The organism is Phocaeicola sp. HCN-6420, from assembly GCF_037890145.1.
Classification (GTDB): Bacteria; Bacteroidota; Bacteroidia; order Bacteroidales; family Bacteroidaceae; genus Phocaeicola.
This window is the reverse complement of sequence record NZ_JBBKBJ010000003.1, coordinates 1-20,892: the sequence shown is the minus strand read 5'-3', so window position 1 is coordinate 20,892 and position 20,892 is coordinate 1. Positions and strand designations below refer to the sequence as shown.

The window sequence follows — 20,892 nt, the reverse complement described above, 5'->3', positions numbered from 1 at the left end:
ATCCTCGAACCACTGAAAAAAAACGAATCAAGAAGTTTAACCCGGTGCGGGGCCTATCCATCCCCGCGCCACAATTCAAACATTATCGAGTTATGAGAAAGAACAAGATTCTTCTTCCGGCGGCATTTCTCTTTGCCGCCATCTCCTCCGCTTTCGCGCAGGGCAACGGCATCGCCGGCATTACGGAGGCTACCAACATGGTAACCAGCTACTTCGACCCCGGCACGAAACTCGTGTACGCTGTGGGGGCTGTGGTCGGCCTTATCGGGGGCATCAAGGTCTATAACAAGTTTTCGAGCGGCGACCCCGACACGTCGAAGACCGCCGCGAGCTGGTTCGGCGCGTGTATTTTCCTGATTGTCGCCGCGACGATCCTACGCTCTTTCTTCTTGTAGTCCAACCTGTCATGCAAATAATTATGGAATATGGAATCAACAAGGGAATCGGCAAGAGCGTGGAGTTCCGGGGCCTGAAGGCGCAGTACCTCTTCATCTTCGCGGGCGGCCTGCTGGCCGTCTTCGTGGTGTTCGTCATCCTCTACATGGCAGGGGTCGATCAGTGGGTATGTATCGCTTTCGGCGTTGCGGCGGCTTCGGTGCTGGTCTGGCTTACCTTCCGCCTGAACACCCGTTACGGGGAACACGGGCTGATGAAGCTGCTCGCCGCGCGCCGGCATCCCCGCTACCTGCTCAACCGCAAGTCCCTGCGCCGGTTGCTGAAAAGAAAGGGGGGCCGCGTATGAGAAACCTCTTGAAAGCCACCACGCTGGAAAGCAAGTTCCCGCTCCTGGCCGTGGAAGGCGGTTGTATCATCAGCAAGGACGCGGACATAACGGTCGTCTATCGGGTCGAACTCCCGGAGCTGTTCACCGTCACGTCCGCCGAGTACGAGGCGATCCACGCCGCCTGGTGCAAGGCCCTGAAGGTCTTGCCCGAATACAGCGTGGTACACAAGCAGGACTGGTTCATCCGCGAGCGTTACCGCCCGGCCACGGGCGAGGGGGACATGAGTTTCCTCTCCCGCAGTTACGAGCGGCATTTCAACGAGCGTCCGTTCCTGACCCACGCCTGCTTCCTCTACCTGACGAAAACGACGAGGGAGCGTATGCACATGCGTTCAGACTTCTCGACCCTCTGCCGGGGCAACATCATTCCCAAAGAGGTAAACCGGGAATCGGCGACAAAATTCCTGGAGGCGGCGGAACAGTTCGAGCGTATTCTGAACGATTCGGGTTTCTTGGCCCTTGTCCGCCTCACGGGGGACGAGATCACGGGTACGGCGGATTGTCCGGGCCTGCTGGAGCGGTACTTTTCCCTCTCGCTCTCGGAGACGACTTCTCTTCAGGACATCGAGCTGGGGGCCGAGGTTCTGCGCGTGGGCAACAAACGGGTGTGCCTGCACACGCTCTCGGACACGGAAGACCTGCCGGGGCGCGTGGGTACGGACACCCGTTACGAGCGTCTTTCCACCGACCGTTCGGACTGCCTGCTCTCGTTCGCGGCCCCCGTGGGGCTTCTGCTTTCCTGCGACCACCTTTACAACCAGTACGTGTTCCTGGAAGACAGCGACGAAAACCTGCGTATGTTCGAGAAACGTGCGCGTAACATGCAGTCCCTTTCCCGCTACTCCCGCGGGAACCAGATAAACAAGGAGTGGATCGACCAGTATCTCAACGAGGCGCACTCGTTCGGTCTTCAATCCGTCCGGGCCCATTTCAACGTGCTGGCCTGGTCGGACGACGTGCAGGAGCTCCGGCATATCCGCAATGATGTGGGCAGCCAGCTCGCTCTGATGGAGTGCCGCCCGCGCCACAACACCGTGGATGCCGCCACGCTCTACTGGGCGGGTATGCCGGGTAATGCGGGGGATTTCCCCGCCGAGGAATCGTTCTACACGTTCATCGAGCCCGCGGTCTGTTTCTTCACGGAGGAAACCAACTATAAATCCTCGTCCAGTCCTTTCGGCATCAAGCTGTGCGACCGCATAAGCGGCAGGCCCCTGCACCTGGACATCTCGGACGAACCGATGAAAAAAGGGATCATTACCAACAGGAATAAATTCGTGTTAGGCGGCTCGGGGTCAGGCAAGTCATTCTTTATGAATCATTTAGTCCGCCAATACTGGGAGCAGGGCACGCATGTCGTGCTGGTGGATACCGGTAACAGCTACCAGGGTCTTTGCGAGCTGATCCGGCGTAAGACCAAAGGTGAGGACGGCGTGTATTTTACCTATACCGAGGAACATCCCATCAGTTTCAACCCGTTCTACACCGACGACTACTATTTCGACGTGGAGAAGAAGGACAGCATCAAGACGCTGCTGCTGACACTCTGGAAAACCGAGGACGACAAGATCACGAAGACCGAGAGCGGCGAGCTGGGCAGTGCCGTGAACGCCTATATCGAGCGTATCCGCGCCGACCGGAATATCGTGCCGTGTTTTGACAGTTTCTACGAGTACCTGCGGGACGACTACCGCCGCGAGCTGGAGGAGCGGGAGATCCGGGTCAGCCGCGAGGATTTCAACATCGACAACATGCTCATCACCCTGCGGCAGTATTATAAGGGCGGACGCTACGACTTCCTTCTGAACTCCCGGGCCAACATCGACCTGCTCTCGAAGCGCTTCGTGGTCTTCGAGGTGGATTCCATCAAGGAAAACAAGGAGCTTTTTCCCGTGGTCACCATCATCATCATGGAGGCTTTCATAAACAAGATGAGACGGCTCAAGGGGGTACGCAAACAGCTCATCGTCGAGGAGGCCTGGAAGGCGCTCTCTACGGCCAATATGGCTGAATATCTGCGTTATATGTATAAAACAGTCCGCAAATACTACGGTGAGGCCATCGTTGTGACGCAGGAGGTCGAGGACATCATTTCCAGCCCGGTGGTCAAGGAGGCGATCATCAACAACTCGGACTGCAAGATCCTGCTCGACCAGCGCAAGTTCATGAACCGTTTCGACGCGATTCAGTCCTTGTTGGGGCTGACCGACAAGGAGAAGGCGCAGATTCTCTCGATCAACCAGTCCAACGACCCTTCCCGTAAATACAAGGAGGTCTGGATCGGTCTGGGCGGCGTTCAGTCGGCGGTCTATGCCACGGAGGTCAGCGTCCCGGAGTACCTGGCCTACACGACCGAGGAAACGGAGAAAGTGGAGGTACAGCGGCTTGCCGGGGAGCTGGGCGGTGATATGGAACTGGCGATCAGGCAGCTCGCCGAGGGCAAACGTTAAAGGGAGGGCAGGCCATGTATCGCAAGTGTATCGGATCAGACCCCACGGCGGCGCGTTTGGACTTCGCGCTGTACGAGGTGGCGGGCGAGTGGGAAAGCCGCTCGGGTTCTCCCCGGGTTCGCATCTACCGCAACCCGGGACGCCGGGGCGGCGGTTTTTACGTGGAGGTGTCCTACAAGGACGGGACACGCTTCTCCCGTCCCGTGAGGAAGTATTGGGGAGGTATCCGTTACTTCGACCTCTACGGGTATGTCGCCCTGGCCTACGATGCGGGGCGCGAGGTGCTCCAGCTCTCCGCCTACGGGGATTATTATCGGGCGTCGGAATGACCGCCCAAGTATTCACGAATTAAATAATGAAAAGGATGAAACGATTGATTTTAACGCTGTTCGTGGGGCTTCTTTGCTTCACGTACCAGGCAAAAGCGCAGTGGACGGTCATCGACCCGTCGAACCTCGTTCAGAACATCAAGAGCGCGGTTCAAAGCTCGACCACGGCGACCAACATGGTCAAGTCGCTGCAAGAGAGTATCAAGATTTATAACCAGAGCAAGGCTTACTACGACGCCCTCAAATCGGTGCATAACATCATCAAGGATGCCCGGAAGGTGAAGCTGACACTCGAAATGGTCAGCGAGATCACGGAAATCTACACCTCGGGATTCAACCGTATGGTTTCAGACCCGAACTTCACGGTGGACGAGCTGGCGGCGATCTCGGCGGGTTACGCCCGGCTGCTGGAGGAGGGCGGCGCGCTGGTGACGGAACTCAAGACGGTCATAACCGGCGGCAACGGCCTCTCGCTCTCGGACAAGGAGCGGATGGACGTGGTGGATCAGGTTTACACGAAGATGCTGGAGTACCGCAACCTCACGCGCTATTACACGCGCAAGACCATCTCCGTGTCCTTCATCCGCAGCCGCGAAAAGGGCGACGCGCACCGGGTGCTGGCACTTTACGGGAACCCGAACGACAGATATTGGTAACCTGAAAACGGAGGCAGTCATGGATTTCGACAATTTACACCAGGTTCTCCGGAACCTGTATCAGGAGATGATGCCGCTATGCGGCGACATGATCGGGGTGGCGAAAGGTATCGCCGGCCTGGGTGCGCTCTTTTACGTGGCTTACCGGGTATGGAAGGCACTGGCCAATGCGGAGCCTATCGACGTGTTCCCGCTCCTGCGGCCTTTCGCCATCGGCTTGTGCGTGATGTTCTTTCCCACCGTGGTTCTGGGGACGATCAACGCCGTGATGTCGCCCGTGGTGCAGGGCACGCACGCCATACTGGAGGGGCAGACATTGGATTTGCAGGCATACCAGCAACAGAAGGACGATTTGGAAGCCGAGGCCCGCAGGCGCGAGGGCAAGGCTTGGTTAGTGGACGACGAGGTGTATGAACAACGGCTTGCGGATATGGGTATCACGGATTTGGGCGAGATTATCAGCATGTGGGCCGAACGCACGTGGTACGACATCAAGGCCGGTTTCCGGCAGCTTGTCCGGGACTTCTTCGAGTTGTTGTTCAACGCCGCGGGGCTTACCATCGACACGCTGCGGACATTCTTTTTAGTCGTGCTGTCGATTCTGGGGCCCTTGTCGTTCGCCCTCTCCATTTACGACGGCTTCCACTCGACGCTCGCGAGCTGGATTTCCCGCTATATCAGCGTGTACCTTTGGCTTCCCATCGCCGACCTGTTCTCCGCGGTGCTGGCCAAGATCCAGACGTTGATGCTCCAGGCGGACGTCCTGGCCCTGCAAGACCCCAACTACATTCCCGACAGCGGCAGCGGTGTCTATATTATCTTTTTGATTATAGGTATCATAGGCTATTTCACGATCCCCACCGTTGCCGAGTGGGTGATCCAGTCGGGCGGAGCCGGCGGGGCTATGGGCGGTATCAACAAGGCCGGGGCATTCGCCACGGGTGTCGCTGGCGGTATCGCCGGCAACATGATCGGCCGCACGTTCGGGCGTCGCGGCGGTGGCGGTTCCTCCTCCGGTAACGGCGGCGTTGGCGGCCCGGCTTCGGGCAGTGCCCCCAACGGGCGCAACCTGGCAACACAAGGTAACAATAATCATTCATAACAATTTGGACAATGGAATTCAAGTCATTAAAAAACATCGAAACAAGTTTCAGGCAGATTCGGCTTTTCGGTATCGTGTTCCTCTGCCTGTGCGCGCTGGTATCCGTGTTCAGCGTGGTCGCGAGCTTCCGTTTCGCCGAAAAGCAGCGCGAGAAGATCTACGTCCTGGACGGGGGCAAGTCGCTGATGCTGGCGCTCTCGCAGGATTTGAGCCAGAACCGCCCCGTGGAGGCGCGCGAACATATCCGGCGTTTTCACGAGTTGTTCTTCACCCTCTCGCCCGACCGTGCGGCCATCGAGAGCAACATCAACCGCGCGCTGTTCCTGGTCGATAAGAGCGCCTTCGCCTATTACCAGGACATGCAGGAGAAAGGTTACTACAACCGTGTGGTGTCGGGGAACATCAGCCAGCGTATCGAGGTGGACTCCGTGGTGTGCGACTTCAACGCCTATCCCTACCGGGCCATGACCTATGCCCGGCAAATGATTGTCCGCGAGAGCAACATCACCGAGCGTTCGCTGGTCACGCGCTGCGAGCTGATCAACTCGGGGCGTTCGGACAATAACCCGCAGGGTTTCATCATGGAGAAATTCGAGATTCTGGAGAACCGCGATTTACGTACATTAAAAAGATAAGGTTATGGCAAAGAAGAGAATAAAGGCTTTCGGGGAGTGGGTCGAAGACCACCTGCGCCGCGCTTGCGGGGCGCTCTCGCCCGATAAGCGGATTATCGTGATCCTCACGCTGCTCTTGTTCTTTTCCGTCTTGTCGCTCTACTTTACCGTGTCTTCCATCTACCGCTTCGGCAAGGGAGCCGGGGAACGGATGCAGATACGGCATATCGAGCGGCTGGAGCTGGAATTAAGACAACGGCAGGAGGCCGACAGTGTAAAACATCTAAAAGATTTCAATTATGACGACGAACGAAAAACAGAATAAACAGCCGGAGGCGGGGAAAAAGGAACTCACGCCCCGGCAGATACAGATGCGGAAGAAGATGGTGGTCTTCCCGCTCTTTTTCCTGGCCTTTGCCGGGTGCATGTGGCTGATCTTCTCCCCCGGCGAAAAAGAACGGGAGGAGCCTTCGGCGGGTTTCAACACGGAGCTGCCGACCCCGGAATCGGAGGGTATCCTCTCGGACAAGCGTGATGCCTACGTGCAGGAGGAGATGCGGCGCAGGGAGCGGGAAAAGATGCGCTCCTTGCAGGATTTCGCGTTCGGGATGGAGGACGAGGAGGAAGAGCCCGTCATGCCCGCTGCCGTGCCGGATAAGTCTTCCGGCCCTGCCGGCGGTTCGTCGGGAGCTTTCCGGACTTCCCGTGCCGCCTATGCCGACATCAACCGCCAGTTAGGCAGTTTCTACGAGGACACCGCCGGTGAAACGGGGGAAGAGCGCGAGATGCAGGCCCGCATCGAGGAACTGGAACGCCGCCTGGAAGAACAGCAGGCGCAGAAAACGGCCCAGGAGGAGCAGGTGGCGCTGCTGGAGAAGTCCTACGAGATCGCCGCCCGCTACATGAATGGCGGTCAAGCCCCTGAAGCCCCGCGTCAGAAAGCCTCCGTTTCCGGCAAGGCTTCCGTGCAGCCCGTGCGCCAGGTGCGCCGTAACATCGTGTCGCTGCTCGCCGCCCCGCTGCCCGATTCGGTCTTCGCCCGTGAGTTCGTCAAGCCCCGGAACTGGGGTTTCAACACGGTGGGGAGCGACCTTCGCGAGCCCGAGCGCAACAGTATCCGTGCCGCCGTGCAGCAAACCGTGACGCTCACCGATGGCGGGGAGGTTACTTTCCGGCTGCTGGAACCGATGATGGCGGGAGAGCTGCTCATCCCCTCGGGTACGCCCGTAACGGGGGCGGCGAGGATCAACGGCGAACGGCTGACGGTCAAGGTCAGCGCTGTCCAGCACGGCGGGGCGGTCGTTCCGGTCGATCTGTCGGTCTATGACACGAACGGCAACGAGGGTATTCCCGTGCCGGGGTCGGAAGAACTCAATGCCGTGAAGGAGATCGCCGCCAATATGGGCGCGGGCATGGGCAGCAGTATCACGATCACGGACGATGCCGGTTCGCAACTGCTCTCCGACCTGGGGCGCAGCGCCATCCAGGGCGTGTCGCAATACGTGAGCAAGAAGATGCGCTCGGTCAAGGTCACGCTCAAGGCCGGTTACAGCGTCCTGCTGCTCCCGCCCCTTCAATAAGGGTACAAACGACGTACTTCCGTACACCACTGAAAAAAATCCATTTTTATCAACAATCAAAAATTTATCGAGTATGAAAAAGATTCTTCTGGCACTCGCTTTTATCGGGTGCATGTTCGCTGCCCACGCGCAGGAAAAGCCCTCCACGGGCGATTTGTACGACGGTCTTACCCGTCCGCTGACCTTCAACCGGGTTATCCCGCCCTACGCGCTGGAGGTGACGTTCAGCAAGACCGTGCATGTGATTTTCCCCTCGGCCATCCGTTACGTCGATCTGGGGTCTTCGGATCTTCTGGCGGCGAAAGCCGACGGCACGGAAAACGTGCTGCGTGTAAAGGCGGCCCTGCGTGATTTCTCGCGCGAGAGCAACCTTTCGGTCATTACCGAGGACGGGGCCTATTACAGCTTCAATGTCAAGTATGCCGACGAGCCGGTGAAACTGTCGGTCGAGATGGCGGACTTCCTGCATGACGGGGAGGCGGTAAACCGCCCCAATAACGCGCTGGACATCTATTTGCAGGAGTTGGGATGCGAATCTCCGCTGCTGGTCAAACTGATCATGCAGTCCATTTACAAGAATGACCGCCGCGAGATCAAGCATATCGGTTGCAAGCGTTTCGGGGTACAATACCTCCTCAAAGGTATCTACGTGCATAACGACCTGCTTTATTTCCACCTCCAACTGAAAAACTCCTCCAACGTGCCTTTCAACGTGGACTACCTGACGTTCAAGATTACGGACAAGAAGGTGGCCAAACGCACGGCCATCCAGGAGCAGGTCGTATGGCCCGTGCGGGCGTACAACAACGTGCAGGTCATCGGCGGCAAGCGTACCGAGCGCATGATCTTCACGCTCCCGAAGTTCACGCTGGCCGACGACAAGCAGCTGGTCGTGGAACTGCACGAGCAGCAGGGCGGGCGACACCAGACTTTCACGGTGGAGAATGCCGACCTGGTGCGCGCACGTGTTATCAACGAGTTAAAGGTAAAGTGATATGAAACGGGCGATATTCATTCTCACGCTGGGGTTATGCCTCCTCCTTTCGGACGGGGCGCACGCCCAGCGTGCCCTGCCCGCCATGCGCGGGCTGGAAATACGGGGAGGCATGACCGACGGCTTCTATACCCGGGACAGCCGCAGCGAAACGGGCTACTGGTTCGGGCTGGCCATGAGCCGCTACGCGAAGAATGCCGACAAGTGGGTGTTCGGCGCGGAGTTCCTGAACCGTTATTACCCCTACAAGTCGGAACGTATCCCTGTGGCGCAGTTCACTGCCGAGGGCGGTTACTATTACAAGTTCCTCGCCGACCCGTCCAGGACTTTTTTCTTCTACCTCGGCGGCTCGGCGCTGGCCGGTTACGAGAGTGTGAACCGGGGCGAAAGGCGGCTCTATGACGGCTCTACGCTCCGCCACCGCGACCGTTTCCTCTATGGCGGGGCCGTCACGCTGGAGGTCGATGCGTACCTGACCGACAGGATTATCCTCTCGCTGACGGGGCGTGAGCGTATCCTATGGGGCACTACAACGGGACATTTCCACGCGCAGTTCGGCCTGGGCGTGAAATTCATAATCCATTAAACTTGCAAGCGACATGAAAAAGATGAAAAAGATATTGGCCCTGGCGGTCTGGATCGCCGCCCTGGGTCTTTTATGCGCATCCTGCGACAACGGGCTGGATATACAGCAGGCGTACACGTTCTCTCTGGAAACGATGCCCGTTCAGAAGCGAATCTCCGTTGGTGAAACCGCTGAAATCCGCTGCACGCTCGTGCGGGAGGGGAGATATGACGGCGCGCGTTACACGATCCGCTATTTCCAGCCCGACGGGCGCGGTGAGTTGAGGATGGACGACGGTACGGTGTTCCTGCCCAACGACCGCTATCCGCTCGACCGTGAGGTGTTCCGCCTCTATTACACATCGCGCAGCGATGACCAGCAGACCATCGACGTCTATGTCGAGGACAACACGGGTCAGGTCGTGAAGACCTCCTTCACGTTCCAGAGCGAGAACGGGACGGAGGAAACGGAACGATAACGGAATATGTCTAACCAAGAGAAGCGCCCGTCACCCGGGCGCTTTCCATAAATACTGAAAACCATGACAGAGCAAGAGAGAATAGATATAGCCTATCTCGATACGGGGGTGTACGAGAACCCGTGGCGCGAGAACCTTTTCGAGACGCTGCCCGAGGATCGGAAAACGGCGGAAGTCTGCCGTTTCGCCATCAAGAAATCGGCTTTCAACATCGAGTTCGTTCCCGAAGCGATGAAAACGCCGGAACTTTGTCTTGCCGCGGCCGGCCACCGGGGCGAAACACTGAAATTCGTCCCTGACCGTCTGAAGACACCGAAAATGTGCCGTGCCGCCGTCGATAGCAACAGCTACGCGCTGTATTACGTTCCGGAGGGGTTGAAGACCCCCGAACTGTGCATGGCGGCCGTGAAGCGCAACGGTCTGGTGCTGGAGGCCGTCCCCGGGGAATTGAGGACGCCGCAAATATGCCGTGCGGCGTTGAAAGCGGTGGACAGTGCCGATTACAAGATACTCCCTTACATTCCGTATCCCGATATATGCCTGGAAGGGCTGAAAAAATTCGGGATGTCGTTCGTGGACAAGTTCGAGATTTTCGCCTCCATTGCCCCGGAGGTCATGACCGGGGAACTGGCCCTTCACGGCGTGGGGATGGACGCGTCCTGCCTTTCGCTCGTGCCGGTGGAACTGCGCACGGAGGCAGTCTGCCTGCGTGCCGTCAGCGGGGACGGCATCCTGCTCCATGAAGTGCCGGAGGAATTACGCACGGAACGGGTCTGCGAGGCCGCCGTGTCCTCGAACTACCTGGCACTGGAGTACGTTCCGAAACATCTGAAAACCGACCGTCTGTGCGGGATGGCGCTGGAGCGCGATCCCCTGGCCATCCGCTTTTTCAACCCCGAACAGCTCACGCCGGAGGTCTGCAACCGGGCGTTGGCCCGTACCGACGACCTGCGTGTCCTCCGCTATATCCCCTTCGAGGAGATACACCTGAAAGTGTTGGGGTTCTATTGCACGAATTACGATAAGACCTTCGATTTTTTGGAGAACATGAACCCCTGGTTCCTCACGCCGAGGGTGGCCCGGGAAATTTTCGCCCTGGAGCCGGAGCTGTTCTACAACCTTCCCGACCACGCCAAGAACGAGGAGATGTGCCGCCGGGCCGTCTGGCACGACGGGAGCTACCTGCAATATGTCCCCGAGAAGTGGAAAACGCCGGAGTTGTGCATGGAGGCCATACGGCGCAGTCCCTATGCCATCGCCCACCTGCCCGAGAGCATGAAAAGCCCGGATCTATACATGAGCCTAGTGCGGGAGAACCCGCAAAACCTGAAAGGCGTCCCCCGCGAAGCCCGGACGCCGGAGATGAGCCGGGAGGCTTTCGAGCGTACCTACGGGAAGGACAAAACCGATTTCTCGGTTATCAGCGCGTTGAGCGACCCCGCCCTGGTCTTGCAGGTGTTCCGCGAGCAGGACGACCCGCAGCAGATACACCGGTTGATGAGTGTCCTGCACCTGAACCGCCGGCTTGTAACGGAGGAGGTGGCGTTGGAGGCCGTTCGCAAGGATGCGGGGGTGCTGTACGACATTCCCCAGAGGGCCATCACGCCGCTCGTGGCCGATACGGCCGTGCGGGGCGACCCGAGGATGATCCAGTGGGTTCCGAGGGAGCTTCGCACGGCGGATCTGTGCCTCTATGCCGAGGCCGCCCATCCCGAGTTGCGGGTTTACGTTCCCGACGAAATAGCAAAGGGACGTAATATCTACTCGTTCCACCGTCAGGTGGACGCGAAATTGCGGCAGCCGCTCGAATACGAACAATACAAGACCCTCTACTCGGGCGGCGCGGTGCGTGTGAACAACGTGTGGACGTCGGTTGCGGGTGAGATTGACTGCTGCGAGGTGCGTTACGACCGTAAGACGGAGAAACTCAAACTGCGGATCGTCGAACCGCCCAGGGAGAAGAAGGCGCAGCCGAAGGTCGCGCCCCGCAAACCCGCCCGGGGGCCGAAATTGTAGGACGGCGGGTAGTTCTTTGGCAGGAAGGTTGTTAAAAATCGCACGTGTTGTCGCCGATACCCGAATGAAATCGTTATATTTGCAATCGAATCCTCCGGCGGCGTGCCGCCGGGCGATTTACATACGGAAGGAACACATTATGGTGGGGCATTGAAAACAGCCAAATTTTAATCCGCTCGCAAAATAATGGGTAGTTCTCTTCTTCATCGTCGTGTCTATATGCGTCAAGCGTATGCGATAGCGGCGTGGGGAGAAATTATCTATCGAGTGGATGGGTGCTTGGCTGTACCTCAATGCCGGTATTTAACGTATTCTCACGCCTTTTTCGTATGGTATTTGTCTGAACCTAAAGAAAAGCGATATGGAAACGAAATCGACAAATGAGGTAAAGGGTGATTACGACCGGGTATCGGCGAGTGAATGCCTGGGGTCGCTAATCGAGTTGCACGGGATTGTCATGGAAGACGATCTGTTCGTCATTCCCGATGCGGATGGCACGGCAGTATTATACAATGACGGGAAGATACGTTTTGACGAGATCGCCGACATCGAGGTCGGCTCGGTGTTTGTGGGCATCCTGCTCCGCAACGGCTATCTGTTCTACCTTTCCCGTACCGAACCGCTCAAGACGTGCATATACACGCATGGCGGGTGGGGTTCAATCTCTGAAATTTCTCCCCGTGGCATTGCCGGACATATCGGGCGTGAACTGCACGGGAAGCTGGGCGACCATACGGCGGTCGATTGACGGGAAACAAAAAAATCGGACGGTTATCGTCCGATTTTTTTCGCGTCGTATTTTCACGGCCGTTGCCTGCCGTGTTCCCGTTTCCGCCTTTGCAGGGCGAGCAGTTGCCGCAACATGTAGGCATGGTTTTCCCCCACGGTATGCCCCGAGGGCATCAGGTAGGGACTTGCGAGGCACTCCCGGCATTGGCGTACCGCCTCTTTTAAGTCGGTAACGGTTATTTCCGCTCCCGTGATGTCTTTAATCTTTGTTTCCATTCTTGTCCTGTTTTTTTGGTTCGTACCAACTGTCCCGGTAATTTTCTCCCACGAGCGAGAAAATTCCGCTCATGCCGCTTTCAGCGGCGAAATTTTTGGCTTCCCATATACCGGAAAACTCTCCCAGCAGCCGGTAGCCGATGAATAATTTGTACTTGCGCATGATTTTATCGTTTTTCCAGGTTGATAATCGGTGTGTTCTTTTGCAGCCATTCCTTCACGCTGTCCATGTTGTATTCGGATGTGATAACCGCCGTTCGGTCGTCGATTTCGGTGAAGCGCGTAGTTTCATACCCGTCGATCCACTGCTTCAGCGTGGCAACGCCCCACACCTGCGGGTCGTCGAACATGGTGTTGAGCCGCCCGATACCCTCGCCGAAGGTTACGAGCAGCGTTTCATAGGAGATTTCCTTGTTTACTTCATTCGTTTTCATATTCTCGCTTTTTACGGGCGGCTTTTGCCGCCCCGAAATTTTTTAATCAGACAAGTTCCACTCTAACCCTGCTCATGTTCGCCCAGAACACGCCGTTGCAGTAGTAGGCGTAGCCGTTATGCCAGTTGCTCCTGCGGCGTATCACGTCCTGCTCGGGTGGTCGTATCTCGATACTCGTGGTGTAGATGTTGTGTCCCACGGTAATGACGAGGTTGCACCTTCGCCATATCTCGGAATGGGTTTTGAACCCGTTTTTCCCCTCGACGAGCGCAAGGGCCGTCTTGACTGCTTCCCGAACTTCCCAATCCCACTCCCCGAAGGGTTTGAGCGGGCGTGCCATGTAGCTTTTATAGATGATTTTCATTGTTATATTTTTTTTTGTAGGGCGGCTTTCGCCGCCCCGATTTTATAATTCGACAATCCTTTCCACTCTGCCGTACAACATGGAGCGTATGCTCGTCTTGTCCACGCCCTTGTATTCCGTGTAATGCCCGTACTGCTTTACCACGAATGTTTTCAGTACATCGACAAAGTTGAAACGATACCCTAAAAGCGGAATGGAGTCCTTGAAATAGGTGTTATGGTTTACCTCACGGGTAATCCAGTCTTTCTCCTCACGGGTGAGCGTTCCCCCGTCATTGAGCCGTTTGCGTAATATGTACGCTTTTGAGCCTGCAAGGCTTTCGAGTGCGGGAACGTCCCACGACACGAATTTATATGCTATTTGGTTCATTCTATTTTGTTTTTGCGGGCGGCTTTCGCCGCCCCGATTTTTATGCTGTCATTCGTTTCCGTATAAGGGACATGTTCCCCTTCATCAGTTTCAGTATTTGCCCGTGGTATGGGGTATTCTTGTTACACACGCCACGGCTCTGCACGACCTCCATGCGTTTTAGGGACACCTCTATCGTTTCGATACGTTTGCCGTCGATTGTGGCCGAGAGTATGAGCGAGTCGGCTTTCAGATAGTATTCGTTGGTAAACACGCAATGGTGCATGGCCTCGCCCTCCTGCCGTATGGCTTCAACGCTGTCCAATACCTTGATGCAGATTTCCCCGTCGGAAAACTCCACTCCGAAAAACCGCCCTTTGGCTTCGACAAACGAGGCTTCCTGTTCCAACGCCTTGCGCCGTTCCTCCTGCCGCCGTTCCATTTGCATGTGCCGCCGTTTTTTTGCCATGTAGAGGTCATGCGCTGCGGGCAGGTCTGCGGGACACACGAAATGGGCGTTATGCAGGTCTTTCCCGAAAAATCGCAGCAGGTCGATGTAGTCGCACCATTCCGTCGGTTTCCCGATAGCGTACCCGTTACGGATGGCGATACGGATGGCCGGCCAATAGTCTGCGATATTGCGGGAGGAACGGGCGAAAAATCGCACGAGTGCCGTTTGTCCCGCTTTAAGCAGCGTTTCGGCCTTGTTCTCCGAGAGCAGCAGGTGGATAAGGTCGAAAGGGGTTACATCGGGGAGTTGTTTACCGTAGCCGCTTCGGCGCAGTTCGGGGATAAGCCGTTGTCGGGGATAGATGCGTGTGGGCGTGATGTTGTATTTCCCGTCGTTCTCCGCCCGCAGTTCCAATGCGCTCGACCAACTCCACCCGTGAACGAAGAAGCCCATCGGGCGCAGCCGTGCGAAGGTTGCGGAGCGTCCGTCGGGGGCAATCCACCGCTGTACGGCTTCGATATGGGTGTAAACGGGCGTCTGTCCCACTTTCGCCCAACACTCGATATAGACGAAGCGCAGGACTTGAAAACCCTTGCAGCGGGTTACGATGCACAAATACTCGTAATCGTTGAACTTGCGGCGCAGGGTGGTTTCCACTTTCAGCGGGGTGTGGCAGTGCGGACACTCGCACCCTAACAGATTGTCCGTGAGTTCTCCGTTTTCGCTCTGCCACGTGTGGCCGCACTCGGTGCAGGTGATAAGTCCTTTCGGCGTGCGGCGTCCGATATGCTCGATGCAGTTCTTGTACCCCCATTCGATTTGTGCGGGGGTAAGCGGCGGCAGGTGTTTACTTGCCGCCACAACGCTCTGTTGGAATTTTGTTCTCGGTTTCATAACTAAAATAGACTGGGCATTAGTTTGTTATCTTCGATTTTCTTGGGTTTGGACTTGGCTTTCGCCAACTTGGCGTAGGCTTCGCTCTCGGCCTTCCGTATGGCGTTCCGCCGTGCCTCGGCTTTTTCCTCCTCGGTCAGTTCAACGGTGTGATTGACCACTACCTTGCAACTGACGGGTTTGCCGATGTCGATGTCCTCCTCGTCGTAATAGTGGAGTGCCATAGAGTATATTTCCTCGTCGGCAAACCCGTTGCAACCGCTCTGCCGTACTTGGTTGATGATGAAAGTGCAGCAATCGTCAATGTTCTTTTTCGGGTTGGCGTATCGGGGTGCGAAAAGTTCGTCCTCCCGTGCCCGTGCGTCGAGATAGTTCTGTATCGTCAGTTTGAAATAATCTGTTCCTTGTGCCATGATTTTTTGGTATTGTGGGGCGGCGAGCCGCCCCGTGTTCAACATTTATTCGTCCTTTCCGAGAAGCCGCCGCACCTCGTCCTCTTTGGTCTTTTGGAAAATCCATCCCGCTCTCTTCTGCCCGTCATGCGTCAGCCGTGCGTTGAAGCGTCCCCCGAGTGCGTGAAGGGCGTCCTTGACGGGCTTGGTGTCCCCGAATACGGCTATCGCCTTCTCGGAATAGTCCACGATGATAAACCCGCCTTGCACGCTCGTTTCAGTGCGTTCCGCCCGTTTTTCGTCTTTCGGCTCGGGCAGACATATATTCTCCTCGTTTCCTGCGATATATGCCAGCCTGTCGATGTACCCTTCACGTGTGTAGTGGGTCAGTTTGCAGACACTCCACCCGTATTTCGGACTTTTGCCGAGCGTGAAAACGGGATAGCGGTGTTCGTTCTTGGGGTCGTATTCGGAGAGGTGCGCCGTTTGCGGGAAATTGGCCGCCGCCTTTCTCAACTCCCCGAAGCCGTTGCGGGAGGTGGCCGAAAAGCCGAGAATGACGGTACGCACGCTTCGGGTGGTCGAACACTCGTAAGAGGGGTCAGTGTATTCCGTTTCGTTGAGTTCGGCGATGATTACGCCCTGCACCCCTTCGGGCATGATGCGGCGTAACCTCTGCGCTCCTATTTCCGCTATGCGGTCATGCTCGGCTTTCTCTTTGGCGGCGGCGATGGCTTGCGCCGTGGCTTGCTCTTCCGCCTGCCCCACGAGCAAAGCCACCTCGAAAGCGTCCATGAACTCGGGGTTCACGTCGTCGTAGTACCTGCCGATACCGAATGTTTGCGAGAGGGGTCGCAGAATGTCCGTTTGGCTGATTTCCTTTGTTTCGGTATCGACCATGTGGTACACGTAGCCACGGGCGGTGTGTTCCACCTTGTAAACGACGTAACGCTTTCTGCTCGCACCCGCACCGATACCGATGATTACCTGGTTTTCCTTGACTACCTGCACCCGTGTGTCCGTGGTAGTCGCTCCGAATAATGAAATGTACTTTGTCATACCTGTAATAATTTAGAAGATGTGAGTGAATAGGAAATAGAAAAAGCCGGTTAGAGCCACGAGAGAAACAAGGCAGGAGAAAATGCCCCGCAGGATGTCATAACAGAACGTGAAGCCCAAAACGACCCAAATAAAGTCGATACCCCACACGTGGAAGCCCAAAGCCACCGCCCCGACCTTTACCGCCAACCCGACCTTTGCCTTTATGCCAAGTGGAAGGTTGGAGGATTTCTGTTTCCATTTATTTTTCTCTTCGTTTCTCATAACCTTTGACTTTTTTTTTATGCCGTAGCGGAGCCGGTATGGATGGAATCTGTTTCGGTAGCATCAAAAGGTGTCGGGGATAGCTGCTGCAAGATTTTGTCGGAAAATACGCTCGCCCGCAGGGAAAGAGGAAGATTTTGCGGCAAACCGCCCCGCGGCCCGATCTTGCAGCAGCGTGAGCCCCGTAACTACCTTTGCTACTGACAACAGATTTCCATACCGCGCTCCGCGGCATGAAAAAAAGAGAGGAAAAGGTTATGGGAGAGAAACGGGGAGAAAACGATATGCCGTGAACGCTCGCGAAAGTCGGTTCACGGCTCACCCTGCATGGAATGATAAATCGCCCGCGAACATTTCCTTTCACGGGCGATTGGCGTATCGGAGCGTGCCGATCCCGTATCGGCGGAGGATCGTTTCCGCCGGACGTGGCGCCACTCGCTGCCACTTTTAAGACGGATACGTCCATATACCACTGGCTGATAACAAGATACTGTTCATTTGTGTACTTTTGGGCATCCGGGAAACAAAAAATGAAACAGAACATGGAAATAATAAGTATGGACGTGAAGGCTTTCGACGCGCTGGCAGGGCACGTGGAAGCCATTGAAAGAAAAGCCGAGGCGTTATGCCGCAGGCAGGAGGACGTGAGTTTGAAAAAATGGCTGGACAACCAGGATGTCTGTGACGTGCTGGGGATATCGAAACGTACCCTGCAAACCTACCGGGAGAAAGGGTTGCTGCCTTTCAGCCGCATCCGTCACAAAATCTTCTACAAACCGGAAGATGTCGGGAAACTGCTGCAATCGTCGCACTATCCTAATACCGCCGCGTTATGAGCCATTATTTCATCGACAAGCACGATCCGCGTGTGGCGGATCTCTTCCGGCGTTTGGAAAAGGCCGGCAAGGCACTGGATAAACTGGAATCCTCCGGAGGCCGGACACTCAAGGGAGAGCGGTTCGTCACCGACGAGGAATTGTCCCGGCTGCTGAAAATCAGCAGGCGTACATTGCAGGAATACCGCACGGCGCGGATCATTCCCTATTATTTGATTCAGGGCAAGGTACTATACATGGAATCCGAGATACAGAAATTTCTGGAAGATTCCCGGAAGAAATGTATCGGGGGACAGGAATGGGTATAAAAGAAGAACGGCCATCACGGCCGTTCTTCTTTTTCAGTTCAATATCGTGTTCATGCCGGGGAGCTGCCAGACGACGGCGGTCGTCGTGGCCCTTCGGACAAGCCACCGTCGGAAGGCTTCGGCATTCCCGGATTTTAAGCGGAAAGCCAGCGCGGCGATCATTTCGAGCGAATACAGCTCGACAATACCGCCGTCACGGTTGCGCTCCCGGCGGTAAACCCGCTCCTCACGGAGTATGCCGCTTTTGAGTATGGAGCGGATGTTGCTCCCCACGGCAGGAACGAAGACTCCGAACAGGTCGGCAATCTGGTGGCGCGTGAGCCATACACGGTTCTCCGGCGTGTGGATTTCCACCCGCCCGTTTTCAATGCTGATAGGTTCTCTTGTCGTCATAGTCATACAAATTTATCAATTTTTGTTATACTGTTCAACCGTTTACCGTTATAATATCTGCCGTTTCCGGTTCGTCCTCCTCGTAGAGATTTATTTTCCGGCCTTTGGTCTGTTCTTTCAGACGTTTCATGTCCTCGTCCACCTTGCGGTCGGTCACTTTGGCGTAAATCTGCGTGGTGGAAATGCTCTTGTGTCCCATCATGCGGCTGACAGTTTCGATAGGCACACCCAGCGAGAGCGTGATATGTGTCCCGAAATTGTGCCTCGCCTTGTGAAAGGTCATGTCGAAGCCGTATGTCCGTCCCAGTTCTCTGGTGAGCTTGATGAGATACCCCCGGCAATAGAGGTTGAAAATCCTGTCGCTTTTACGCTCGTGGCGGTATTTCTCGATGATCTGCAACGGCACGTTCAGCAGGCGGATGGCCGAGGGCGTTTCGGTCTTCTGGCGCCGGATGTGTATCCAGTACGTTCCGTCGTCCGACTGCGTGATGTCTTTTTCGGACAAGCGTTTCAGGTCGGCGTAGGACAACCCCGTGAAGGTAGCGAAGAGAAACCAGTCCCGCACCCGCTGGAGGTTGGGTTTACCGACGGGAGTTTCCATCAGTTTTTTGAGGTCTTCGAGTTTCAAATGGCGGCTCTTGCGCCGGGGCAGTTCCGGGTGCAGCTTCCCGTAAGGGTCGCGCCGGAGTGTACCCTGACTGACAGCCCGCTTGGTCATTTTTTTCAACCGGTAAAGATGCTCGTGTACTGTCTTGGGTTTCATTTCACGATCTGTACGCAGGAATATTTCAAAATCATCGTAGAACTCCCGGTCAAGGCTCCGCAACGCTACATCCTCCTTTTCCTTCCTTTTTTTCACGAAGGAGGCTAAAATATTATAGGAGTTCTCGTAACTTTCATAAGTTTCTTCCTTGCGATCCACGCCGACACGCTTGCGGAACTCCTCGTTATGCTCGCGGAACAAGGCAAGGAGGGTGAACGGTTTCTGCCCGATTCCTTCCACGGCGTTTTTGACCAGCTCGGCCGTCACGAAACCGAGGCTTTTACGAATATGACGGTAATGTCCGGTGATTTTTTCGGTCAGTTTCTCTATTGCCTGGTTTACCGTTCGGGCGTTCTCGCTTCGTCCGTTCGCCCTTTTGGTTTCCGGATTCCAAAGCGATGGATCGACAAACGCGTTGATATTGATCGGGGCCGACTTGGCGTCGATGCTTACCTTGCATAACAATTTACATGTTCCGTCCTTGCGGACTTTCGTGCGGTTGATGTAGAACAGCAGGGAGAACGTGCTGCGGCGTTTTATCTCTTTATTATTCGTTTCCATAATCGTTGTGAATTTGATTGTCAATGATAGATTAAATAGCTACGGAGAAGCGGCCGGCAATCTTTTCCTCTAAAGACCGGGTATCCATGTCGATCTTGTCATCGGTCACTTTGGCGTAAATCTGCGTCGTGGAAATGCGGCTATGCCCCAGCATTTTACTGACGGTTTCAAGCGGGACACCATGCGAAAGCGTGATCTCGGTGGCGTAGGTATGGCGTCCGCAGTGAAAGACGAGTTTCCGTTCAATTCCGCAAATGGCGGCAATACGTTTCAGTGTCCGGTTGAGTTCGTTGTTGCTGTACATCGGCAGCAGTTTTCCTTCCGGGGCCATATCCCGGTACTTGTCGAGGATGAGCAACGGTATGTCGAGCAACGGCACTTCATAGTCGATTTTCGTCTTCTTGCGGGCGGTCTTGATCCATACCTCACCGTCCTCGGCCACTTCCAGATCCTCCGTCGTCAGGCGGCACATGTCCCCGTAAGGGATACCCGTGTAGCAGGAGAAGAGGAACAGGTCGCGGATATGGTAGAGTTTCGGGTCGTGCAGGGGTGTGGTCATCAGCCGTTGTAACTCTGCGGCGGTAAGGTATTTCTGTTCCCGCTCGGGATGTTCGGCTTCATACCCCGCGAACGGGTCGGCAGTGATAATCCCTTCCGCGATGGCTTCCCCGACAATCGTGTTCAACCGTGTGACAAGCAACACGATAGTTCCCAGGGCAAAGCGGCGCTCCGTGCGTAGGTAGAGGTCATAGTTGTCGATGAATGAACGGTTCAGGGCCGTGAAAGGAACATCCGACAACTTGTATTTCTCCTGGATGAAAGCAGCCACACAGTTACAAGCATAGCGGTAAGATTGTGCTGTTCCCTTTTCCCGGTTCACGCCGACACGTTTTTCGAAATGTTCGATGAACGTCCGGAAATAACCCAACAGGGTTTCCTGCCCGAAAGCCGTCCCCAACAACAGATTCCTTATTTCTTCAGCCGTTACATTCTCACGGGTGGCTGACAGTTCGTCATAAATGGCAATGGCTGAAGCTCGCAAATCGTCCAGTTGCCGGTTGATTTCCCGCGCGGCGTTACTTTTACCCGTGGCACGTCCGGATGCCCACAGTGCAGCGGGTACGGACATTTTCGCACTAAAAGCCGCTTCTGAAAATTTGCCGACAACAAGTTTCGCCATGACCGGGCAATGTCCCTCGTCATTCATTTCGCTCTTTTTGAGGTAGAACGTAACCGTTACATCCGTCTGTTT

Annotated in this window: 28 protein-coding genes; 16 read left to right on the top strand and 12 right to left on the bottom strand. The window is 55.8% G+C overall.

Features of this window, described 5'->3' with window-relative positions; genetic code table 11:
• Positions 1-92: 92 nt before the first annotated feature.
• The 14 genes from WKT12_RS02975 to WKT12_RS02910 all read left to right on the top strand — a co-directional run bounded on the left by WKT12_RS02975 (position 93) and on the right by WKT12_RS02910 (position 12,316).
• Entirely contained in the window at positions 93-395 is a 303-nt protein-coding gene (locus WKT12_RS02975) for a DUF4134 domain-containing protein (protein ID WP_004319158.1), read from the top strand.
• Between the two features lie 20 nt (positions 396-415).
• Positions 416-742, top strand: coding sequence for a DUF4133 domain-containing protein (locus tag WKT12_RS02970; protein ID WP_029429442.1), 327 nt, complete (start codon positions 416-418; stop codon positions 740-742).
• Entirely contained in the window at positions 739-3,234 is a 2,496-nt protein-coding gene (locus tag WKT12_RS02965) for a TraG family conjugative transposon ATPase (protein ID WP_007559015.1), read from the top strand. Before WKT12_RS02970 ends, WKT12_RS02965 begins: the two co-directional genes overlap by 4 nt.
• 14 nt (positions 3,235-3,248) lie before the next feature.
• On the top strand, positions 3,249-3,563 hold the full coding sequence (locus WKT12_RS02960; RefSeq protein WP_004303798.1) for a DUF3876 domain-containing protein: 315 nt from the start codon (positions 3,249-3,251) through the stop codon (positions 3,561-3,563).
• Between the two features lie 35 nt (positions 3,564-3,598).
• Positions 3,599-4,219, top strand: coding sequence for a DUF4141 domain-containing protein (locus WKT12_RS02955; protein ID WP_007851777.1), 621 nt, complete (start codon positions 3,599-3,601; stop codon positions 4,217-4,219).
• A gap of 19 nt (positions 4,220-4,238) precedes the next feature.
• On the top strand, positions 4,239-5,321 hold the full coding sequence (gene traJ, locus WKT12_RS02950) for a conjugative transposon protein TraJ (RefSeq protein ID WP_029429443.1): 1,083 nt from the start codon (positions 4,239-4,241) through the stop codon (positions 5,319-5,321).
• Positions 5,322-5,332: 11 nt separating this feature from the next.
• Positions 5,333-5,956 carry a conjugative transposon protein TraK gene (gene traK / locus WKT12_RS02945; protein ID WP_004295450.1) on the top strand — a complete coding sequence of 208 codons (624 nt, stop codon included), beginning with the start codon at positions 5,333-5,335 and terminating at the stop codon, positions 5,954-5,956.
• A 4-nt stretch (positions 5,957-5,960) separates the two neighbouring features.
• Complete coding sequence (locus tag WKT12_RS02940) at positions 5,961-6,260, top strand: TraL conjugative transposon family protein (protein WP_004295449.1); 300 nt, start codon at positions 5,961-5,963, stop codon at positions 6,258-6,260.
• A complete protein-coding gene (traM, locus tag WKT12_RS02935; RefSeq protein ID WP_017141464.1) occupies positions 6,235-7,515 on the top strand; it encodes a conjugative transposon protein TraM in 1,281 nt (426 codons plus the stop codon). The genes WKT12_RS02940 and traM overlap by 26 nt, the downstream gene beginning before the upstream one ends.
• Positions 7,516-7,588: 73 nt before the next feature.
• Positions 7,589-8,509: a conjugative transposon protein TraN gene (traN, locus tag WKT12_RS02930; RefSeq protein ID WP_118418059.1), complete on the top strand. Its 921-nt coding sequence runs from the start codon at positions 7,589-7,591 to the stop codon at positions 8,507-8,509.
• A gap of 1 nt (position 8,510) precedes the next feature.
• Positions 8,511-9,095 (top strand): conjugal transfer protein TraO, encoded by a 585-nt coding sequence (locus WKT12_RS02925; RefSeq protein ID WP_004295446.1) that lies wholly within the window; start codon positions 8,511-8,513, stop codon positions 9,093-9,095.
• A 13-nt stretch (positions 9,096-9,108) separates the two neighbouring features.
• Positions 9,109-9,552, top strand: coding sequence for a DUF3872 domain-containing protein (locus WKT12_RS02920; protein WP_004295445.1), 444 nt, complete (start codon positions 9,109-9,111; stop codon positions 9,550-9,552).
• A gap of 63 nt (positions 9,553-9,615) precedes the next feature.
• On the top strand, positions 9,616-11,568 hold the full coding sequence (locus WKT12_RS02915) for a DUF4116 domain-containing protein (protein ID WP_117881280.1): 1,953 nt from the start codon (positions 9,616-9,618) through the stop codon (positions 11,566-11,568).
• Positions 11,569-11,929: 361 nt separating this feature from the next.
• The gene (locus WKT12_RS02910) at positions 11,930-12,316 is read left to right on the top strand and encodes a hypothetical protein (RefSeq protein ID WP_004295441.1); all 387 of its coding nucleotides are present in this window, start codon (positions 11,930-11,932) and stop codon (positions 12,314-12,316) included.
• 53 nt (positions 12,317-12,369) lie between these two features.
• Here WKT12_RS02910 and WKT12_RS02905 read toward each other — a convergent pair whose 3' ends face one another.
• The 9 genes from WKT12_RS02905 to WKT12_RS02865 are packed head-to-tail and all read right to left on the bottom strand — an operon-like array spanning position 12,370 to position 16,779.
• On the bottom strand, positions 12,370-12,573 hold the full coding sequence (locus WKT12_RS02905; RefSeq protein WP_004295440.1) for a hypothetical protein: 204 nt from the start codon (positions 12,571-12,573) through the stop codon (positions 12,370-12,372).
• On the bottom strand, positions 12,557-12,736 hold the full coding sequence (locus WKT12_RS02900) for a hypothetical protein (RefSeq protein WP_004295439.1): 180 nt from the start codon (positions 12,734-12,736) through the stop codon (positions 12,557-12,559). Before WKT12_RS02900 ends, WKT12_RS02905 begins: the two co-directional genes overlap by 17 nt.
• A 4-nt stretch (positions 12,737-12,740) precedes the next feature.
• Positions 12,741-13,007: a DUF6956 domain-containing protein gene (locus WKT12_RS02895; protein WP_004295438.1), complete on the bottom strand. Its 267-nt coding sequence runs from the start codon at positions 13,005-13,007 to the stop codon at positions 12,741-12,743.
• Positions 13,008-13,053: 46 nt separating this feature from the next.
• Entirely contained in the window at positions 13,054-13,371 is a 318-nt protein-coding gene (locus WKT12_RS02890) for a hypothetical protein (RefSeq protein WP_004295436.1), read from the bottom strand.
• Positions 13,372-13,413: 42 nt separating this feature from the next.
• Positions 13,414-13,740, bottom strand: a complete 327-nt coding sequence (locus WKT12_RS02885; protein WP_004295437.1) for a hypothetical protein — start codon at positions 13,738-13,740, stop codon at positions 13,414-13,416.
• A 40-nt stretch (positions 13,741-13,780) separates the two neighbouring features.
• Positions 13,781-15,064: a PcfJ domain-containing protein gene (locus tag WKT12_RS02880; protein WP_017141505.1), complete on the bottom strand. Its 1,284-nt coding sequence runs from the start codon at positions 15,062-15,064 to the stop codon at positions 13,781-13,783.
• 2 nt (positions 15,065-15,066) lie between these two features.
• Positions 15,067-15,477 carry a PcfK-like family protein gene (locus WKT12_RS02875; RefSeq protein ID WP_009132163.1) on the bottom strand — a complete coding sequence of 137 codons (411 nt, stop codon included), beginning with the start codon at positions 15,475-15,477 and terminating at the stop codon, positions 15,067-15,069.
• A 45-nt stretch (positions 15,478-15,522) separates the two neighbouring features.
• Positions 15,523-16,515, bottom strand: a complete 993-nt coding sequence (locus WKT12_RS02870) for a hypothetical protein (protein WP_007559037.1) — start codon at positions 16,513-16,515, stop codon at positions 15,523-15,525.
• A gap of 12 nt (positions 16,516-16,527) precedes the next feature.
• Positions 16,528-16,779, bottom strand: coding sequence for a hypothetical protein (locus WKT12_RS02865; RefSeq protein WP_004303766.1), 252 nt, complete (start codon positions 16,777-16,779; stop codon positions 16,528-16,530).
• Between the two features lie 542 nt (positions 16,780-17,321).
• Between WKT12_RS02865 and WKT12_RS02860 the strand changes: the two genes are divergently transcribed.
• Together WKT12_RS02860 and WKT12_RS02855 are read left to right on the top strand one after the other, a co-directional pair.
• Positions 17,322-17,615, top strand: coding sequence for a helix-turn-helix domain-containing protein (locus WKT12_RS02860; protein ID WP_004319131.1), 294 nt, complete (start codon positions 17,322-17,324; stop codon positions 17,613-17,615).
• Positions 17,612-17,923 (top strand): helix-turn-helix domain-containing protein, encoded by a 312-nt coding sequence (locus tag WKT12_RS02855; RefSeq protein WP_004295430.1) that lies wholly within the window; start codon positions 17,612-17,614, stop codon positions 17,921-17,923. The genes WKT12_RS02860 and WKT12_RS02855 overlap by 4 nt, the downstream gene beginning before the upstream one ends.
• Before the next feature lie 33 nt (positions 17,924-17,956).
• On the opposite strand, the gene WKT12_RS02850 is transcribed toward WKT12_RS02855, so the two are convergent.
• The 3 genes from WKT12_RS02850 to WKT12_RS02840 form a co-directional block, all read right to left on the bottom strand.
• Positions 17,957-18,322, bottom strand: coding sequence for a hypothetical protein (locus tag WKT12_RS02850; protein ID WP_007559043.1), 366 nt, complete (start codon positions 18,320-18,322; stop codon positions 17,957-17,959).
• 28 nt (positions 18,323-18,350) lie between these two features.
• Entirely contained in the window at positions 18,351-19,640 is a 1,290-nt protein-coding gene (locus WKT12_RS02845; RefSeq protein WP_007568639.1) for a site-specific integrase, read from the bottom strand.
• A gap of 31 nt (positions 19,641-19,671) precedes the next feature.
• On the bottom strand, positions 19,672-20,892 hold a 1,221-nt coding region (locus WKT12_RS02840; RefSeq protein ID WP_340318760.1), incomplete at its 5' end, for a site-specific integrase.

Coding starts and splice junctions, on each gene's coding strand:
- WKT12_RS02965 (WP_007559015.1), top strand. CDS start 739: ATGAGAAACCTCTTGAAAGCCACCACGCTGGAAAGCAAGTTCCCGCTC.
- WKT12_RS02860 (WP_004319131.1), top strand. CDS start 17,322: ATGGAAATAATAAGTATGGACGTGAAGGCTTTCGACGCGCTGGCAGGG.
- WKT12_RS02920 (WP_004295445.1), top strand. CDS start 9,109: ATGAAAAAGATGAAAAAGATATTGGCCCTGGCGGTCTGGATCGCCGCC.
- traM (WP_017141464.1), top strand. CDS start 6,235: ATGACGACGAACGAAAAACAGAATAAACAGCCGGAGGCGGGGAAAAAG.
- WKT12_RS02895 (WP_004295438.1), bottom strand. CDS start 13,007: ATGAAAACGAATGAAGTAAACAAGGAAATCTCCTATGAAACGCTGCTC.
- traK (WP_004295450.1), top strand. CDS start 5,333: ATGGAATTCAAGTCATTAAAAAACATCGAAACAAGTTTCAGGCAGATT.
- WKT12_RS02885 (WP_004295437.1), bottom strand. CDS start 13,740: ATGAACCAAATAGCATATAAATTCGTGTCGTGGGACGTTCCCGCACTC.
- WKT12_RS02890 (WP_004295436.1), bottom strand. CDS start 13,371: ATGAAAATCATCTATAAAAGCTACATGGCACGCCCGCTCAAACCCTTC.
- WKT12_RS02870 (WP_007559037.1), bottom strand. CDS start 16,515: ATGACAAAGTACATTTCATTATTCGGAGCGACTACCACGGACACACGG.
- WKT12_RS02845 (WP_007568639.1), bottom strand. CDS start 19,640: ATGGAAACGAATAATAAAGAGATAAAACGCCGCAGCACGTTCTCCCTG.
- WKT12_RS02915 (WP_117881280.1), top strand. CDS start 9,616: ATGACAGAGCAAGAGAGAATAGATATAGCCTATCTCGATACGGGGGTG.
- WKT12_RS02940 (WP_004295449.1), top strand. CDS start 5,961: ATGGCAAAGAAGAGAATAAAGGCTTTCGGGGAGTGGGTCGAAGACCAC.
- WKT12_RS02960 (WP_004303798.1), top strand. CDS start 3,249: ATGTATCGCAAGTGTATCGGATCAGACCCCACGGCGGCGCGTTTGGAC.
- WKT12_RS02855 (WP_004295430.1), top strand. CDS start 17,612: ATGAGCCATTATTTCATCGACAAGCACGATCCGCGTGTGGCGGATCTC.
- WKT12_RS02975 (WP_004319158.1), top strand. CDS start 93: ATGAGAAAGAACAAGATTCTTCTTCCGGCGGCATTTCTCTTTGCCGCC.
- traN (WP_118418059.1), top strand. CDS start 7,589: ATGAAAAAGATTCTTCTGGCACTCGCTTTTATCGGGTGCATGTTCGCT.
- WKT12_RS02905 (WP_004295440.1), bottom strand. CDS start 12,573: ATGGAAACAAAGATTAAAGACATCACGGGAGCGGAAATAACCGTTACC.
- WKT12_RS02955 (WP_007851777.1), top strand. CDS start 3,599: ATGAAACGATTGATTTTAACGCTGTTCGTGGGGCTTCTTTGCTTCACG.
- WKT12_RS02850 (WP_007559043.1), bottom strand. CDS start 18,322: ATGACTATGACGACAAGAGAACCTATCAGCATTGAAAACGGGCGGGTG.
- WKT12_RS02900 (WP_004295439.1), bottom strand. CDS start 12,736: ATGCGCAAGTACAAATTATTCATCGGCTACCGGCTGCTGGGAGAGTTT.
- WKT12_RS02875 (WP_009132163.1), bottom strand. CDS start 15,477: ATGGCACAAGGAACAGATTATTTCAAACTGACGATACAGAACTATCTC.
- WKT12_RS02880 (WP_017141505.1), bottom strand. CDS start 15,064: ATGAAACCGAGAACAAAATTCCAACAGAGCGTTGTGGCGGCAAGTAAA.
- WKT12_RS02910 (WP_004295441.1), top strand. CDS start 11,930: ATGGAAACGAAATCGACAAATGAGGTAAAGGGTGATTACGACCGGGTA.
- traJ (WP_029429443.1), top strand. CDS start 4,239: ATGGATTTCGACAATTTACACCAGGTTCTCCGGAACCTGTATCAGGAG.
- WKT12_RS02865 (WP_004303766.1), bottom strand. CDS start 16,779: ATGAGAAACGAAGAGAAAAATAAATGGAAACAGAAATCCTCCAACCTT.
- WKT12_RS02925 (WP_004295446.1), top strand. CDS start 8,511: ATGAAACGGGCGATATTCATTCTCACGCTGGGGTTATGCCTCCTCCTT.